We start from the raw sequence: 16,276 nt of genomic DNA, 5'->3' as shown, positions 1-16,276 counted from the left end.
TGCCTCGAACTCAAAGAGAGACCTGTTATTCTGTTAATAGCTAAACTATAATTCATGAAAACCGAAGCACTAAACCAAAAAAAAGTTCAAAAAGTGCTTTTTTATGCATATTGACACCCTGCATCACATGGAACACCAGGGTCTTGGGGTGATGACTTTCGTGATTTCATTTGCCCGCATGTATAAGAACTCATTTTTGTAGGATATGCGGACCCTTTCGCGCTTTTGAGACCGAGGCGATAAAGCGACGATTTGGCCATACCCTAAACCGTCAGTTTGATACTCTCCCTGAACGTTTTTTAGACTCCAGCGGATCGTTTGTCCTGCAATCGGCGTGACATCTGATTCAGTCAGCACAGTCGAAATAGTTCCTTCGGTATCACGACACAACAGTCGCACATTAAGCACCGTCATATACATCGTTCGACAATCTTTATTGCGCGAATATCCGTAACCCATTTCACATGAGTTGAAACTTTTCTCTTCAACTCCGAGTTGTTCAACATTGCGATCCAGATGAAGGGCTCTTTGAATTGCGACGGGGTCGACAGGACTGCTTTCTTGTCCAACTTCAGTCGCCATTGGGGGAGTTTTTGAAGGCGTCGGCTTGGTCGGCGACGTCGTACAAGCAGTCAATGCCAACAAAGCGGCCAGTAAAAGTAAATTCATGCATTCTCCTCCGAATCCCCATTATAGAGAATATGCGAGAACACATGCAACCGTGGAGCCCGAAGGCCCAGTCCAGCATTTATTTAAATTCATCTGTTTGAGTAGAGGCCATGCGATCCAGCTCTAGAGCCTGTTTATTCAGGCTGGCTTGCATCGCCTGCTTTTGATCATAACTTAACGTGCTCCAAAACTTGTTCAAAAATCCCTTCAGCTTGCCTTCATATTTTTGCATGGCATGAGCATATTCAGGAGTGCGCAAGGAATCATAGTCTTCCAAAAATTTTTCCGTCATCGTGCGAAGCTTTACGGGATCTTTACGTTGCGCCATAAAGTTATTCAAAATACTTTCGCGGTTGTCGATACGTTCTTTCCAAGGAAAGGGTTCATTTGCTATAAAATGTTGAATCGCTTGATTCTGATGAATGCTGGTCGGTCCCACCCAATAAGTGATCTGCTTGCGGAATCTTTGCAGCAACTCCTCATTCTTACTTTCCAGGCCTTGCTCTCGGGATTCGGTTATTTCTTTGCGGACTCTCTTTTCAAAATAAAGAAACTGCTCTTCTCTTAACGACGAAACCATCTTCCATGCGGAATTTTTGAAATAGCTGGCAGAGCGGTCATATTCTTTCTCAAGCACATCGAAGGTTTCACTGAGAATTTCGGAATTCACTTTCTCTGTGGGAATGCGCTGATCAATTTCGCGTATGGAGGTGGCGAACTTTTGCATCTGCTCCTGTTTTAAACGCGCCAGATCCTGCTGCAGATTTTTCTCAAAGTCCTTTTCCTGCTTTTGATCCAAATTAAAATAACTCTCGACCTTGGTGACGGACATACCACCCAAAAATGCATCCATGAAGGGACTTGAGCTGCCGCACCCACTGCAAATCAATAAAATCGATATCGCAAATAGCTTCCATTTTTTTGTTTTCATTAACTCAGGTTAGGGATTTTCATCTGCGTTTCCCAGACAACAGTCATAAATACACAAGCCTTATGTTGAGGGATATATGAGTACTTTCAATCTTAACGACGGATGTTCGTCCTATTTTTATAACTCCCGTAATGTATTTTTCCGCACCGTAATTTTCTCGGCTAGTCTTTGTTGACGCACATGAATGTGTAATTCCGCACAGGAGGAAACGATGCTTGTTAAAAAGCAAAATTCTTCTGTACGTTCTAGAGCCACGCTGTTTTTCGCCGCAACTTTATTAACCCTGGGTATCGCAGCAAATGCTAAAGCCCAAACAGAACCCACTCTTCCGGATGATCCAGCGGAAGAGCAAGTAGGTGCCACACCAGCAGCTGAACCAATGCTGAGAACCATGGCAGCTCCAGATCTTTCGATCTCGGCCTACGATAAAGAAACAATCTTGATGAAGTACGATCATGTTGACCCTACTAACATTGTTCCTACTCAAGCTTTGGTTGATGCTTTGATTTACTTTGAAAAAAATAAATCATCTTTCAAAAATCAAAACTACATCTCGATCATCAATTTCTCGCAAAGCTCCAAAACACCGCGCTTCTATATCGTTGACCTGAACACCGGTGGAGTTTGGCCGATTCACGTAGCCCACGGTAAAAACTCTGATCCTAACCATGACGGTTTCGCGACTTCGTTCTCGAACAGTTCAGGTTCCAATAAGTCTTCTTTGGGATTCTACCGTACTGCTGAAACATATTCAGGCAGCCATGGTCTTTCCCTTCGCCTGGATGGTCTTTCTTCAACAAACTCGAATGCCCGTTCACGTGCTATCGTGATCCATGGTGCTTCTTATGTTCAGGAAAAATCTGTGATTCAAGGTCGCTCTTGGGGTTGCCCAGCTGTCGACATGAGCATCCGTACACAAGTTATCAACGCCCTTAAAGGTGGATCTTTGATCTACGCGGTTCTTGATAAAGGTGGTACAGGTCTTCCGTCGCCAACTAACCCGACACCAACTCCGACTCCGTCACCAACACCTATTGAAACACCGACACCCGCTCCATCTCCATCACCAGCTCCAGGTTACAAAATGGCTCCCCTTGCTTGGGAAACATCTGCTCACCCGGAACGCAAACAGTGGTCTGAATATTTGCAAACACTTTTGTTGGGCGAATGGAACAGCCTTCTTAAGGGTGCTAGCGACATGAAAAACTTCTGTCCTAAGTATTCAAGCTTGAACAACAACCAAAAAGCAAATGCCTGGGCACAATTGTTCGTGGCAGTTGCCCGCTATGAAAGTGCTTACAACCCACTTTCTCGTATGCACGAAACAACAATGGGTACTGATGCTATCACTAAGAAGCCAGTTTACTCTGAAGGTTTGTTGCAGTTGTCTTACCAAGACATCCAATGGGACAAATGGTGTAAGTTTGACTGGAGCAAAGATAAAAACTTGAGCTCTACAAGCGCTAAGAAAACTATCCTTGATCCATACATCAACCTTCATTGTGGTGTAGGTATCATGGCGAAACAGATCAAAAACAAAAATGCGATCGCGATTACTTCAGGAGTTTACTGGTCAACTCTTAAACCAGGCGGCAAATACAATCAGCTGACTTCAATCAAATCAATGGTTAAGTCTCTTCCGTTCTGCCAGTAATGGAAATTGGAAACTAGAGATTAGAAATTAGAAGCACTTAAAGCCGGGGTTGTTGACAACATATTAGGTCAACAGCCCCGCACTAGTTTTTAAGAACCAGCTTTTAGCTGGCTTTGCTTTGTTTGGCGCGAATGAATAGGCGCAGTGGAGTTAGTTCTTTTTCTGCGATACCTACGAAGTGGCCGTGGATTTTCCAGGCGTTTTCGATGGGATTTAAGTCTTCACAGGAATCAATACGGATGGCCACGGGATCGATACCGATCTCGTTAAAGATCGTGCTCTTGATTCTTAGAATCTTTCCAATGGGCATTGGAACTGATGAATGCAGAGTGAATCCCAGTTCAGAAACGGCGACGATTTCATTTTTAATTTCCCACTCCGCTTTGATCGAAACTGCAGCTTCGCTGAATGCCGTCCCTTGATTTGCATCCACGGAAACAATCGTGCGTACTTTTGCCAGTAACATGTCGGGATCAATGGGTTTAATGATGTAGTCGTTTACGCCTGCTTCCAAACCTTTTTCCACGTCGCTTTTTTCACGCTTACCCGTTAGCAAAATCACCGGTAACTTAACCAGTTGAGGTTGTTTCCGGATCGTGCGTGTCAAAGCATATCCATCGCTGCCGCCCGGCATGATAGCATCGGTAATAACCAGATCGAATTTTTCTTGGGTCAAATGATGAACGGCATCGATGGCGTTCGTTGCCTGCACGACAGAGTGTCCGTCGGAGCTGAGTAAAGCTTCGAGAGTCATCAGAATACTTTTTTGATCATCTACGATAAGTATATTGGCCATAATTACCTTCCTTAGGCAGCCCCTTTGTCGCCGATGTAGTTTTTCAGATCCTGCAAACTGCGAATATATTCTGATTCAATTTGCGCGACCCACTTGTTAATGTGCTCTGGATTTGTCTCTGCTTCAAGATTTTGGCACAGTTCTGCCAAAATTTTTGCTCCAAGAGTGGCAGCTGTCGACTTCAAAGCATGGGCTGCTTCGCTGAAGTCAGGTGTTCTCATTGCCAGAATTAGTTCCGGAGCAGATTTTTCGAATTCCTCAATCAAAGCTGCGACTAAATCGTTATCTTTCGTTGCGTATTTCTGCAGTTTTTGCAGAGCTGCCATGTCAATCACTGCGGCCTCCCCGACTTTAACGTACTTCTGCAAAGCCTCCACCAAACGCGGAAGCTCGATAGGCTTAGATAAATAGTCATCCATTCCGGCATTCATATACGGAGCCTTGTCAGCAATGGTGCCTTCTGCTGTCAAAGCGACGATTGGAATATGGCGGCTGGTATTCGATCGGCGCTCTTCCTCGCGAATACGTTTTGTCGCATCAAACCCGTTTAAGACCGGCATTTGACAATCCATAAAGATCAAATCGTATTTCCCGGTGCGAGCCATCTCAACTGCGATACGACCGTTGGGTGCGATGTCAACTTGCAGACCCATCTTTTGCAGATAGCTTTGCGCCACACGCTGATTGACCACTTGGTCTTCCGCTACCAGGATGTTTCCTTTAAAAAGAGCCGTGAAGTTATTGTCTGTCGTAGCCTTAGGTACTTCGTCTGCACTGCACACCGGAAGCTGCAACGTGAACCAGAATGTCGAGCCCAGACCAAAAGTACTTTCCACACCCATCTGGCCACCCATCAGATCCACGAGCTGCTTACAGATCGACAGACCCAATCCCGTGCCGCCGAATTTTTTACCGGCTGTTGCTTGGAAATATTTTTGGAAGAGGGCTTTGCGTTCATCTTCACGTAAACCCAATCCCGTATCGCGAATTTGGAATTTTAAAAGCGAAGGCCCCGTCGCGGAATCCAACACGGAAACATCAAGCCCGACCGTCCCCTGGCTGGTAAATTTCACGGCATTCCCCATCAGATTCACCAGAATTTGGCGAATACGCCCCTGATCTCCGCGGAAATACATATGAGCTCGTTGCGAGATGTTGAAATCCATTTCCAGATTTTTCTCGCTCACGGTCGGACGGAACATCTCGACCACATCACGAGTCAGGAAACCTAAATCAAACGGCTGAGGATCCAAGCTGATTTTGCCAGCTTCGATTTTTGAATAGTCCAGGATATCATTGATAAGCATCAACAAAGATTCCGCGGAACGTTTGATCGTGCCCACATATTCTTTTTGTTCTGGCAACAGCGGAGTATCTGCCAGCAGCGTACTCATCCCGATCACACCATTCATCGGTGTACGGATTTCGTGGCTCATAGCTGCCAGGAAATCTGATTTCTTAAGAGAAGCTTCAACGGCCAATTCGCGGGCTTTGGCATATTCCAGCTCTACTTGTTTTCTGCGACTGATATCGCGGAAGACCACCAGTGCACCAGAAATACCACCATCGATATCTTTGATCGAACGACTGCTTAACAGAATAAACGTGCCCTCAGGGTGAGTGGCGTTTTGTACAAAGATCTCAAGCTCATCGACTTCCACACCATATAGCGCGCGATGAAATGGCAGATCTTTGGCTGAAAGCAATTTCTGATTTTCATCGTGGAAACCTAATTCACGGGCACCGGTTTCAGTTCCGACCTCTTTGACTTTGGTTCCGACGATTCTTTGAGCAGCGGCGTTGTACTGAGTAAAATGACCATGGCTGTTCACCACAATCATGCCCTCACTCATACTCCCCAGGATCGTATCCAAAAGTAATGAACGTGTTTGCAGGCCCGTCGCGATCTCACGCTGTTCGCGCAGATCATTGTACTGCCAATAACGGCTTAGCATAATCACCAAACCAAACATGCCCATGATCGCGAAAAGCAATTCGCTTCTGAGAAAACTGTATTCACCAATCTGCACGAAGTCCTGTTGGGCCTTACGGTGAGATTGCAACATCTCTAAAACTTTTTGCTGATTGAAGTCTTCGGTGTTGGACGGCTTACGTGCCTTTTGGTTTTGCTTGATTTCCATCGTCGCCGTTTCAAACTGCTTGTGCAGATTTTGATTCAGCTGATAGACCTGCATTTGCAGCTCATAGCGACCATTGACGGATTTATAAAGCTTGCCCAATTCATCATTGATTTTATTAACTTGAAAATTAAAGGCCGCCAGTTTTTCCGGCGTGCTGTCTTGGAAATATTCTTTCTTGGCACGATCTACGTCATTTAAAATTCCGGCTATGTTCTGCAATGAATTCACCGACTCCGTTGGCAGCAAAGCTTTTTGCAACGAATGATGCTCTTGGAACATAGAATAACCCACCACTACCAGCACCAGCAGGCAGAGCTCCACCCCAAAACGGGAGACGAGGGTTTTAAATAAAGACACAGATTTCATGTATTTCTATTCGGTGTTTCAATTCGAGAAGTGAAGTGTCTCACTGGTGATCTAGACCCCAAGCTAAGTGTTTGGATTCTCATAACTGGAACACTTGTTTAAAAGATTAACGGTTTTATTGAGACGACGTCTTGTGGGTCTAGTTAATGGGACCTATCCTAGACCTACTACTAATGAGGGACGTATATGGAAAACAATAGACACTTTCGCCGCTGCCACCACTGCGACACTGTTCACAGTAAACATGACCAAGGATTGTTCGTCTGCACGGAGTGTGGACACGAGCTGGCTCCGCTCTATTACAGCCAGCTGATTACGATCATCCAGGAAGAAGCCGTTTACTTCTCCGATGTCCTAAAGGGCAGTACGGTTATGCAAGAACGGCCTTTGATCGGGCTCACTGTGGATTGGGATGCAAACCTTGAAGCCACTCACATGGCGAAGGACGTTTAGCTCTTTCGCCTTGCTGTTAAACAAATTTAGAACATCACTCATTGTTATATAATGAGGGCGTAGCAATATTTCAGGAGGTCATCATGGCTACTCCCAATGCGAACCCCTCATTTTCTGGTCTTCACCGTGGTGAAGCGACAAATAATCACACCGATGAAAACGAAATCCTGGTCGATAAAGATCAAACTTCCAAAGTGGAAGTTAAGGATCTGAAAAAAGCCATGAAAAACACCGACCGTTCTTTCGATACTCTTGAAGATCTTCCATCCGATTTTATGCGCGGAGAAATTGATGTGCTGGAACAGATGAATCTGGCTGCAGATGCTTTGGATTCATCGTTGCGCGGAATTCCAGATCGCAGTTCTGAAGACAGTCCCCGCGGAGAACTGGGTTCCTCGTTTAAAAATACTCTGGGTGGAATCGAAGAAGTGGAAGCGAAGACCGACGAGTATTTGGCTTCCCATGGCTTGAAGAAAAAAAATCGCCGCTCTCACTAGTCACTCTTTAAAGCTGACGCGTTCCGCGTCAGCGCATCTTCCTCTCCAGCTACGGTGGATTCACTCACCGATTTGCCTCTTTTTTCATCAGAAAGTGTATTTCAGCACTTGACCCCGTGGGTAAGGGTTTCTAGTATCGGGGCATTAATTCAGGAGAAACTATGAAGCAAAAACCAGCATTTATGAACTTTGCTGTGGACCACATGACAATGTTGTTCCATCCAAATCTTTACAAACTTTCTTATGTTGTTTTCCGCAATATTTTTGGAACAACTCCTGACGACCTTTTGTATGAAAAAAAGCGCAAAGGTAAAGACGGCGCTAAAGACGTTTCTATGACTTACGCAACTCGCGTGGGCACGTGGGAATCAAAAGCCAATGATCCGTTGCCGACTATCTTTGCATTGGTTCAACCTTCTGAACCTAAAGATCAACCATCACACGTTCGTCAAATGTTGGATGGCCACGAAAACACAGCACATCTTCAGCACGTGGCTTTGCGTACTCCAGATTTGATCGCTTTCCATAAACACATGGTTGAGCGTGGTGTTCAGTTCGTGACTCCTATCCTGAAAGACGATCACGAAAACTTGATCCAAGTATTCTCTGGCGAGTGGTACTTGCCAGGTGCTAAACCATCAGGCTTCTTCTTTGAATTCTTGCAACGTGATCCGTCCGACGACGAATTGGCAACAATCCAAAAAGCAAACAAACAAAGCTGGTTCCGTGACGAAACGTTCTTGGGTCTTTACGACGAAAAAGAGCGCGAGTACCAATCCGGCAACGTCCTTTCATTCCTTCCAAAAAATGTTATGGAAGCGCTACTAAAATATCTTGAAGGCAAAGAAGTTTACGAAATAACTGAAGCTGACTTGGAAGCATGTGATAAAATCATGATCGACATGGCTGCTAAAGCTCAAGGTAAGTAGTTTTAAAATTTAAAGTTAGATTTTAGAAAAATCCCGCTCACAAGGCGGGATTTTTTATTTTCTCAATCTCGAAAATAGTCCGACTTATTTCTTCGATAAGGTTTACGCCGAGTTTAATTTAAATCCGAGATTCTTTGCTTAACTTCTGTCGCAGCGACTTCGTCTTCAGCTTGAGTGAAGAACTTTAAACTTTCTTCGTATGCCGTTTTGGCGATAGTTTTGTCAGTGGATTTAAAAAGGTCGCCTTTCAATCTGAAAAAGCATCCGCGTTCGATCAAATCAAACTCGCCCATTTTCAAATTTTCATAAAGGCTGAACATCTCATGGGCTCGGCGCTGGTATCCCAAAAGAATATGACTGTATGTCTGTTCGTAAAGGTTTACAGCCAGTGATTGCTTATCTGTTTGTGCGATCAGGGCATACTCTTGATTGAACACGTTGACCGCCATTGGCAAGTTACCAGCGGATCTGTGGACATATCCGATTTGATGCAGGGCTTTGTGATCATGTGTTCGATCAAAGATCTCCTGCCAGATCTCAAGAGCCTCGGGAAACTCTTTCATCTCAACCAGTGCAAAGGCTCTGGCCCAATTGATGGAATCCTTTTCCTCTTGAGAATGAACCGACTGCAAAAGGAGCAATGCCATCTTATTCGCCTCTTCAGGCGACGCCACCAGCATTTCATAGATCTCTTCAGTCATCTTCATTACCAAATCATTGTACCCACCATCAATCGGGTCAAGGATTAGATGGGAACAATCAATATTCTATCTAGGTGCAAACTAAAAACCCGTCGGACACGTGCCTTGCTTGCAAATACGGAGTTTCCCGGAAAAATTCACCTGGCTGGCGTTGATGTTCCTGCCCAGGCTTTTTCCGGAAAGTTCTTTGAACTTAAACTCAAACACGCAGAAGCGCGGAACTTGCGAAGCTGATGAATTCAAGGACAACGCACGCTGCAGGAAGTTCACGGAGCCAGGGCGAGATCCTGGTGAATTACCAAAGATCGTGTAACTCGCACTATCGTCCTTTTCCACAACTCCCTTAGAGGGGCCTTGCTCGTTTTTCTTACGTGGGCCGGATTGATTCCCGCGATAACGATAATCACACTGATAGGAAAAACCCACCGTATCGAGGGATTGATTGTAATTCGAACCCGCCAAAGAAACGTCGACGAAGTACTTTCCTTCGGTCAAATCTGTGGTGGTGGTCCCCTGTCTTTGCAAAACTTCCTGGGGTCCCAAGTAACAAAAACGCACTGAGTACTCGGCACCCAAGTTTTCACTTCCTAAAGAAATATCCAACCGTGCTAATTTATTGGCGAAAGAGTCTTGTGTAGAAAACAAGCTCATCCAATCATTAGACCCAATCACGACGGCATAATCTTCATCTTTGTTCCAGCCGATGATCTGATCCCCGTAATTAGTTTTGGCGCGACAGACACAAGCACCTTTTTTGGAATCGCTATCCAAGGGAGAACAAACTTCCCCAGTAGAGAGATTCAAGCACTCCTGCTCCGCCGGCAAGGTCGGATGCCGAAGGCTGGCGTTGCAGAGATAAAGTTCCTCTGCCGTGGTATTGTCGACCGCGGTTTGAATCGCTACATCTGCGCGCGCCACAACACTACCCAGAATAAAAACCATAAGCAGCAGAGCTTGTTTCATTTCCTAGCCTCCACACTGCAATTTGATAAATTCTGACTTCTGCATCGGATAGCTATCAAATACCGGAGAAATTTTCTGCATACGCACGTCTTTAATTTTTACTTCATCGTCACCGATTTCAGGTTTTTCGACCGTGAATTCCAAAACCAAGCGTTGATGAAACTTGCGTTTCGCGAATTTCGTGCATTTTTCATTATCACAAATAGATTCGTAATATGGAGGCCACACCGTCGAAGCGATGATTTCCTCTAAGCCTTTAAGGGTCTGAGATAAATCCACGCTTTGATTGTTTTGATTTAAAACTCGAGTGCCATTGAATCCGGGAATAGCTCCCAGGGTAGATAACGTTGAAATAGCAGGCAAAGTATCAATTCCCACTGTAGCGCCATCGACATCGTACATGCGCAACAACATCTGACGAAGACCGTTCAAGAAAATCGCATAATCATCGGTAGGATCCTGGAATGTCGCGACCATACGGTAACGTCCCCCTGCCTCAACCACTTTATCTGGAACACGATACTGAATACCCTTAACGAAGCCCTGCCAGTTGGGCGGGACAAGTCCGCCGTCCCACCATTCTTCAACTAACTTTGGCGGACGACCGTTTGAAAGTTTAAATAATTCAACCTGGCCCACGAAAGGTTGAGTGAAATTTGAGGAGCTGGAGCATTCTCCGCCCAGACACTTTTCATTAGTCATGTTAGCAACAAAAAACGAAAGACCGATTTCGGTTTTATTCTCGAAGTCGGTGTGGATTTTAAGATCTCCCCAATCCGCATTGATATTATAGCTGGTAGTAAATCGGGGAACGCTGGTTCCGTAGTTTTCAGATAGATTTAATAGTTTAGAATTCGGCGTGATGCTAACATGCATGGCACGGCTGCCGATGTTATCGACATCTTCACTGTAGCCCGAATCGTCTCCTGTGGTCAGAATATTCAAGTTTGCATAAATATCTTGAGCCTGAACACCGATTGAGCGCAAATATTCTGGATCAGCACATTTGTCCTTAAGGATTGGTTGCACTGCGAAGTTACTTTGAGCGCGAATTTTTAAGAAACACATATCACCGCGAAGGATAACAGCGCCATCAGAGGTTCTTTCAATTTTGCAGTAATCCTGATCTTCTTTGGCGATGATTTGGGCTCCGCCCACATCCACCACACGCAGATCAAAACAGCTTCTGATAAATTTGTACTGGCGACTGAAATTAGCTTTTGTACGCTCCGGTGTGTAAGCGGCAAAAGATCTTGAATTATTAATTGAACAGTTTGGCGGCTCGTACGTATCGAACATATAAGTGTCTTTAACGTCCGTGGAATCGCTCCATTGTGTTGCGCCCAGGGAGAGCATCAAGTAGCGGCCCACATCCTGTTCGCATTTATAAACGCGGGAAGCCGTGATCAAACGGTTTCCATTATAATCCCCCCAAGACTGAGTCTCGGGGGAAATATTTAGTTCGATTCTTTCGTCGTTATCAACAACACAAGCTGCAGATACTAAAGATGCATTTGCGGTTAACAACGAACCAAGAAGAAGAGACCAGAGCCTGCCGCCTCTAAGAACGGAATGTGCATTCAAATTAACTTTAGACATAGGATCTCCCCTTCCCTGCACTCCAACTCCGTCGGAGTAACTTTTCAAATCATCGAATTAGTGTTTGTGGCCGCCACCACAGTTTGTGCATTCGCCCATAGATGCCATTTCCACTTTCGTGTGAGTGCAAATATTTGCGCCATGTTTTTGCCATTTTCTGTGTTTCGCTTTGTCTTTATCCAAACCATTTGTTTCGGAGTATACGTAGCGGATTTTACAGAATTTAGCTGCTGCGTGGTTACCAAGATCTTCATACTTGTTGTCGATCAACTGTGTGAAAGAACCTTTTGCTGGCACCCAGTTAGATTTGTCAGAGTAATTGAATTTACCTTGACCTAAGTAGTCCAAGAAAGAGTTATTGAATTGAGCCACTTGCGCGCCGTCGATAGCTGTATCGTAGTCGTTGCAATTGCCGTGTTCACAAGTCTTATTTTGGGTTGTACAGATCACGTAAGCTTTCATTTCCAGATCTGAAAGCTTGCTGTAACCTTGACCACCAGGTGCGAAACCGAAGTCAGTTACCGCAGTCTCAGCCAAGATATTCCAAGATGTGTTGATCGTGCCGTAGTCAATTTGTGAACCACGGTAGCAGATATCCACGAAATATTTCGCAGTATACAATTCGCTGCCTAGGTTGAAGGCCAAAGTTTGCAATACATTTTTGTATGGTGTTACTTCGTCATTGAATAGTTTAGCAAACTGATTGCCTTGACCAGAGATCACGTCTTTGTGTGGATCGTTGTTTTCGCCCCATGGAGTGTATGTCGCATGCAGGTAGTTACCATTTTTACGACCGTACGCTGTTGTACACTCGCAGGCATTTTTTCTCGGTGGTTGATGACTTGGTGGTTGGTGGTGATCGCCCCCAAACAACTCCATCGCTGCGAAATGTGGATGTGGGTTTGGACCTGGCAATTCAGGACCAGGTTTGCCGTTGTCGTTACCTTGGCAGTCTACACCCACACAATCAGGACTACAGACTTCATGAGTATCCGCTGTATAACAAATTGCTTTGTCACCTTCGTATGGATTCTCAGTCAATAGACCCGCGTTACACGGATAGATACTTGGACCAGAGCTGTTCACTCTGAATGTATAAGTAACTTGCACGGCGTTCGCTTGCATCGCCATGAAGGTCACGGCTGCTGTAGCCAAACCTTTTACAAAACGCTTCATGTTGTTCTCCTTTTCCCCTGTAAGGGAGTTGTTGTAATAAACTGAAAGACTCAGTTTAAATTAAAAAATATTTCTGTTTTCAATTGCTGCTGAATACCTGGAGTTCTGGGTGCCACTTCAAAAGCTGCGGTCTGCCCCGCGCCATCCGGACATAAAATATAATTCAACGATGCTGGTTGATGAACTTCATCCAAACGCACCACCAACAAGGCGGAATCCGCACGGTCCCCACAGAAGTTAACCAGTTCATTCAAAAAGGGCTCACCGCCGACCGGCGTATAGTAGTTAAAAACGCTGTTTAAATCCAATAGGACATAGTCTTCTTCTGCCAGAAACTTCACCAAAGGGGATAGCTCCGTCAGCTGCGACTTCACCGTGTACAGGTGAGATAATTCAGTAAAGAGCTGGCGCAATAGCGGCGAAGATGTTCCCGCACAATTGCGGCAATAAGGCTCACGACGCTGACACAGAATGGGATTGTTGCAGATTTGCGTGCAGTGATTCGCCGAAGCCTCGTCACAGCTCACTTTCGTGGTCTTTACATATTGCCCAGTAATAGTTTGAATATATTCAGACTCGATTTTTAAAGCCCAGGCATTCACCGAGCTCACCACCAATAAAAGTCCCAATACGATCGCTTTCATCAATGCCCCCAGAAATTCTGCCCAATGGCATCACGACACTCTTTGGTACGGCCATACAACCCACCGAAGCGCTCATATGTTGAAAACTTTTTGCCATCGTCTGTGCAATTAAACTTCATCAGAACTTCGCCATCACAAAGAGCCGATTTAATAGAGATCGTTTTGGTGATGGAGGAACTTGTTGGCCCAGAGTTAGAAGTATTCACATCAATCACCTTTTTGCCGGTGTATTTTTCAAATGCATCCACAGCTTTAGCCATACAGATATTTTGGTAACAGCCCACGCCTGCACCCAACTGCTCCACGCAGTGCTCAGGGATATATCCGCCGTACTTTTGATAAGTCTCTGCAACCTTTTGCAGATTCACGTCTGAAGACATCGGAATATTCACTTTGTCTTTTTTAGCGTCCACAAACCGTTGAATAGAACGGAAGAAATAGATCCCCAACTTGATCGGATTGATCGGCAAGGCATTCGCCGTCGCCATCGCTGCACCAGAGGTCACACCGACAAAGTTGATCGAACAGCCGCCGCAGTAAGATCGTGCCTTAGGCACTTTGTTATCAACGGAGCCGTTCTCTCCACCAATCGCCGTTCCATCAGAACGGGATTTGCAGTAATTCATCGTAATTCCATTGAAGGCATAAAAATTAAAGGCCTTGGCACTGTTCGGCGCTATGGATACCGCACATGGAGCACCCACCAGAGGACCAAAATCCGCCAAAACGGAGTACTGCATTTTGGATTTTTGAATTGCAGGATCAAATTTTACGGTGCCGTTTTCAATCAGTTGTTGAAGGCTGGTCACCTTTGGTGCTGTGAAATCCACATCTATATAAAGAGGCAAAGCATTCCAACCGAACAACACCGTGCTGGTTAAGTCTGCAAAAAGGCGCTTGTTCGCACGACGAGTTTGGAACCAAGGATCATAGATTTTGCAGGCTTTCAGATCCGCATAGGGATTAAAGATATCCGGAGAAGCCACAGTCGATGACACGGGCAAGAACGCATCCGCATATTTTGAAACCGCATAAAGGTCCACCATAGCCTTGGTCAATTTACGGGCACAGTCCATTCCCGTCTGACAAATCACGTTGGAAGAATTTAGCGGCTTCGTTTTATCCCAAACCAATAAAGGAGCACCAAAAGACATCGGTTGAAATTCTGTCGTCACGGTATCTTTATCGCGTGGAATATTCAGGATCTCTTTGGCCCAGCGGTTAAATCCTGCTTTATTCACAGTATAACCATCAACATTCCAAATATTTTGCTTTTCTAAAGTGTCGCAGTAGCTGATGAGACCGATTGCCGACGAATCAAAGTATTGCGACATCTGATCCAACGTTTTCGCTGAACCCTCAAAGGCTTTTTGCATCACAGACAACTGCTTAACGCGGTCAATCCCCGTGCGCATGAAATCCAGGCGTTTATCGCCTGCCAAGCGAGCTTCGGTACACATATAATAAAGTTCATCACGATGTGCCGCCGTATAGTTACCGGCAAAGGCCATCGGTTTTACAAATTCATTTAATTCTTCGGCCGTCATCGCTCCAGAAATGACATTCAGGAACTGAATGGCACTTTGCAGGCGATTTTTCATCGAACCACGATTTTGAACGAAGTTTTTTCGGAAGTTTTCCACCCAGTCGGAAGCTTCCTCGTAGCCGCGAGTTCCCAGGAAATCATCATTCACAGAGCGGGTTCCATTATTGACTGCGCCCTTATCCGGGCCGTCTGGATTTTCTTTAAATGAATCTGCTGGATTTTGCCCGGGCTTTGCCAGTTCACGAATTGAATTCAACGACAGGGTTTCAGCATCACAAGAAGGCTTTTCGATGCTCTTACACCCGTTTGGTACCAGCATAATGGATTCTTCAAGCGCGATGGATTTAAAGAGTTCGCCCATATGCGGGCTGACTTGCGCCGGAAGATTGGAATATCTCCAGGCGAAAGAAAGATAGATTTTCAAACTGTTCCAAAAATCAAAGCCATAGGCATTAAAGTCGCCCGCACCATCCAATTTTAGATTCAACTGAATCATGGCATTGCGCGAATCAAGAGTGGCATCGCGGTCTTCGCAAACCGTGATGTTTTTATCCGACTTCAAATAGGATTGGGCCATGTCCTGTAAAGAAGCTGCATCCAACTCGGTGGTGTGCAGATTACCCTGAAGCCCGGAGAATTTTTTAATGTAGTAACACCCGACTCTGTCGGATTTCTTAGCTTTCAGAAATTGTGTGGCACTAAAGTTATCAATATTCGTCCAAGGAACGCCTGCGCCCTCGGAATTATCCCAAATTTTTGCGAGATAAGTATTCAGTTCAGGACAGTAGGTTTTCTTCTCGCACTTTGCAGCCAGCTCATTGTATTTGGCAAGCTTGGAAGTTTTTAAATTCAGCGGAAGCATGGGTAAAGCACCCGCAAAAAGTTTGTTTACGATATTTTTGGTAAGTAAAGAAACGGCAATGCGGAAATCCTGCATACCTTCGGTACTCATTTGGGTAACATCGGCTCCGATGTTTTTTGCCAGGGAATAGGAAAGTTTCCCGGCATTGTAGCCATCCACTACTATGAATGCGGTATCTGTTGGCAACTCGGAATCCACCGCACATTGTGCTCTGTTCGCGATTCTTAAATTATTCAACTGAAGATTCGGCACTGATGTCGTCGCAGCCGCCGCTTGCGCCTGAACACCATAGGTGCTCAGGACAGACATCAATACAACCAATGCACGAATAGATCCGATGATGCTCATA

The 16,276-nt window shown here is 45.2% G+C and carries 14 protein-coding genes; 4 read left to right on the top strand and 10 right to left on the bottom strand.

The window, feature by feature from the left end:
• Positions 1–123: 123 nt before the first annotated feature.
• Positions 124–669 carry a hypothetical protein gene (locus tag DOM22_RS04615; protein WP_142699251.1) on the bottom strand — a complete coding sequence of 182 codons (546 nt, stop codon included), beginning with the start codon at positions 667–669 and terminating at the stop codon, positions 124–126.
• Positions 670–748: 79 nt separating this feature from the next.
• Entirely contained in the window at positions 749–1,600 is an 852-nt protein-coding gene (locus tag DOM22_RS04610) for a DUF6279 family lipoprotein (protein WP_142699250.1), read from the bottom strand.
• Between the two features lie 211 nt (positions 1,601–1,811).
• On the opposite strand from DOM22_RS04610, the gene DOM22_RS20025 reads away from it, so the two are divergent.
• A complete protein-coding gene (locus DOM22_RS20025; RefSeq protein WP_246845845.1) occupies positions 1,812–3,254 on the top strand; it encodes a murein L,D-transpeptidase catalytic domain family protein in 1,443 nt (480 codons plus the stop codon).
• 103 nt (positions 3,255–3,357) lie between these two features.
• Here DOM22_RS20025 and DOM22_RS04600 read toward each other — a convergent pair whose 3' ends face one another.
• Positions 3,358–4,050: a response regulator gene (locus DOM22_RS04600; RefSeq protein WP_142699249.1), complete on the bottom strand. Its 693-nt coding sequence runs from the start codon at positions 4,048–4,050 to the stop codon at positions 3,358–3,360.
• Positions 4,051–4,061: 11 nt separating this feature from the next.
• Positions 4,062–6,557 carry a PAS domain-containing hybrid sensor histidine kinase/response regulator gene (locus tag DOM22_RS04595; protein ID WP_142699248.1) on the bottom strand — a complete coding sequence of 832 codons (2,496 nt, stop codon included), beginning with the start codon at positions 6,555–6,557 and terminating at the stop codon, positions 4,062–4,064.
• 186 nt (positions 6,558–6,743) lie between these two features.
• Here DOM22_RS04595 and DOM22_RS04590 point away from each other — a divergent pair, with 186 nt between their 5' ends.
• The 3 genes from DOM22_RS04590 to DOM22_RS04580 all read left to right on the top strand — a co-directional run bounded on the left by DOM22_RS04590 (position 6,744) and on the right by DOM22_RS04580 (position 8,436).
• Positions 6,744–7,010, top strand: coding sequence for a hypothetical protein (locus tag DOM22_RS04590; RefSeq protein ID WP_142699247.1), 267 nt, complete (start codon positions 6,744–6,746; stop codon positions 7,008–7,010).
• 83 nt (positions 7,011–7,093) lie between these two features.
• Positions 7,094–7,507, top strand: a complete 414-nt coding sequence (locus tag DOM22_RS04585) for a hypothetical protein (RefSeq protein WP_142699246.1) — start codon at positions 7,094–7,096, stop codon at positions 7,505–7,507.
• Positions 7,508–7,668: 161 nt separating this feature from the next.
• Positions 7,669–8,436, top strand: a complete 768-nt coding sequence (locus DOM22_RS04580) for a hypothetical protein (RefSeq protein WP_142699245.1) — start codon at positions 7,669–7,671, stop codon at positions 8,434–8,436.
• A gap of 113 nt (positions 8,437–8,549) precedes the next feature.
• Here the strand turns inward: DOM22_RS04580 and DOM22_RS04575 are convergent, their stop codons facing one another.
• From DOM22_RS04575 to DOM22_RS04550, 6 genes are all read right to left on the bottom strand, one after another.
• Positions 8,550–9,143: a hypothetical protein gene (locus DOM22_RS04575; protein WP_142699244.1), complete on the bottom strand. Its 594-nt coding sequence runs from the start codon at positions 9,141–9,143 to the stop codon at positions 8,550–8,552.
• Positions 9,144–9,218: 75 nt separating this feature from the next.
• Positions 9,219–10,100, bottom strand: coding sequence for a hypothetical protein (locus tag DOM22_RS04570; protein ID WP_142699243.1), 882 nt, complete (start codon positions 10,098–10,100; stop codon positions 9,219–9,221).
• 3 nt (positions 10,101–10,103) lie between these two features.
• A complete protein-coding gene (locus DOM22_RS04565; RefSeq protein ID WP_142699242.1) occupies positions 10,104–11,699 on the bottom strand; it encodes a hypothetical protein in 1,596 nt (531 codons plus the stop codon).
• Positions 11,700–11,756: 57 nt separating this feature from the next.
• Positions 11,757–12,875 (bottom strand): hypothetical protein, encoded by a 1,119-nt coding sequence (locus tag DOM22_RS04560; protein ID WP_142699241.1) that lies wholly within the window; start codon positions 12,873–12,875, stop codon positions 11,757–11,759.
• 50 nt (positions 12,876–12,925) lie between these two features.
• On the bottom strand, positions 12,926–13,519 hold the full coding sequence (locus tag DOM22_RS04555) for a hypothetical protein (RefSeq protein WP_142699240.1): 594 nt from the start codon (positions 13,517–13,519) through the stop codon (positions 12,926–12,928).
• Positions 13,519–16,275 carry a hypothetical protein gene (locus tag DOM22_RS04550; protein WP_142699239.1) on the bottom strand — a complete coding sequence of 919 codons (2,757 nt, stop codon included), beginning with the start codon at positions 16,273–16,275 and terminating at the stop codon, positions 13,519–13,521. Before DOM22_RS04550 ends, DOM22_RS04555 begins: the two co-directional genes overlap by 1 nt.
• Between the last annotated feature and the right edge of the window lies 1 nt (position 16,276).

Source organism: Bdellovibrio sp. ZAP7, from assembly GCF_006874645.1.
Classification (GTDB): Bacteria; Bdellovibrionota; Bdellovibrionia; order Bdellovibrionales; family Bdellovibrionaceae; genus Bdellovibrio.
Note: the sequence above shows the minus strand (reverse complement) of the source record. Positions and strands in the feature narration are given on the sequence as shown.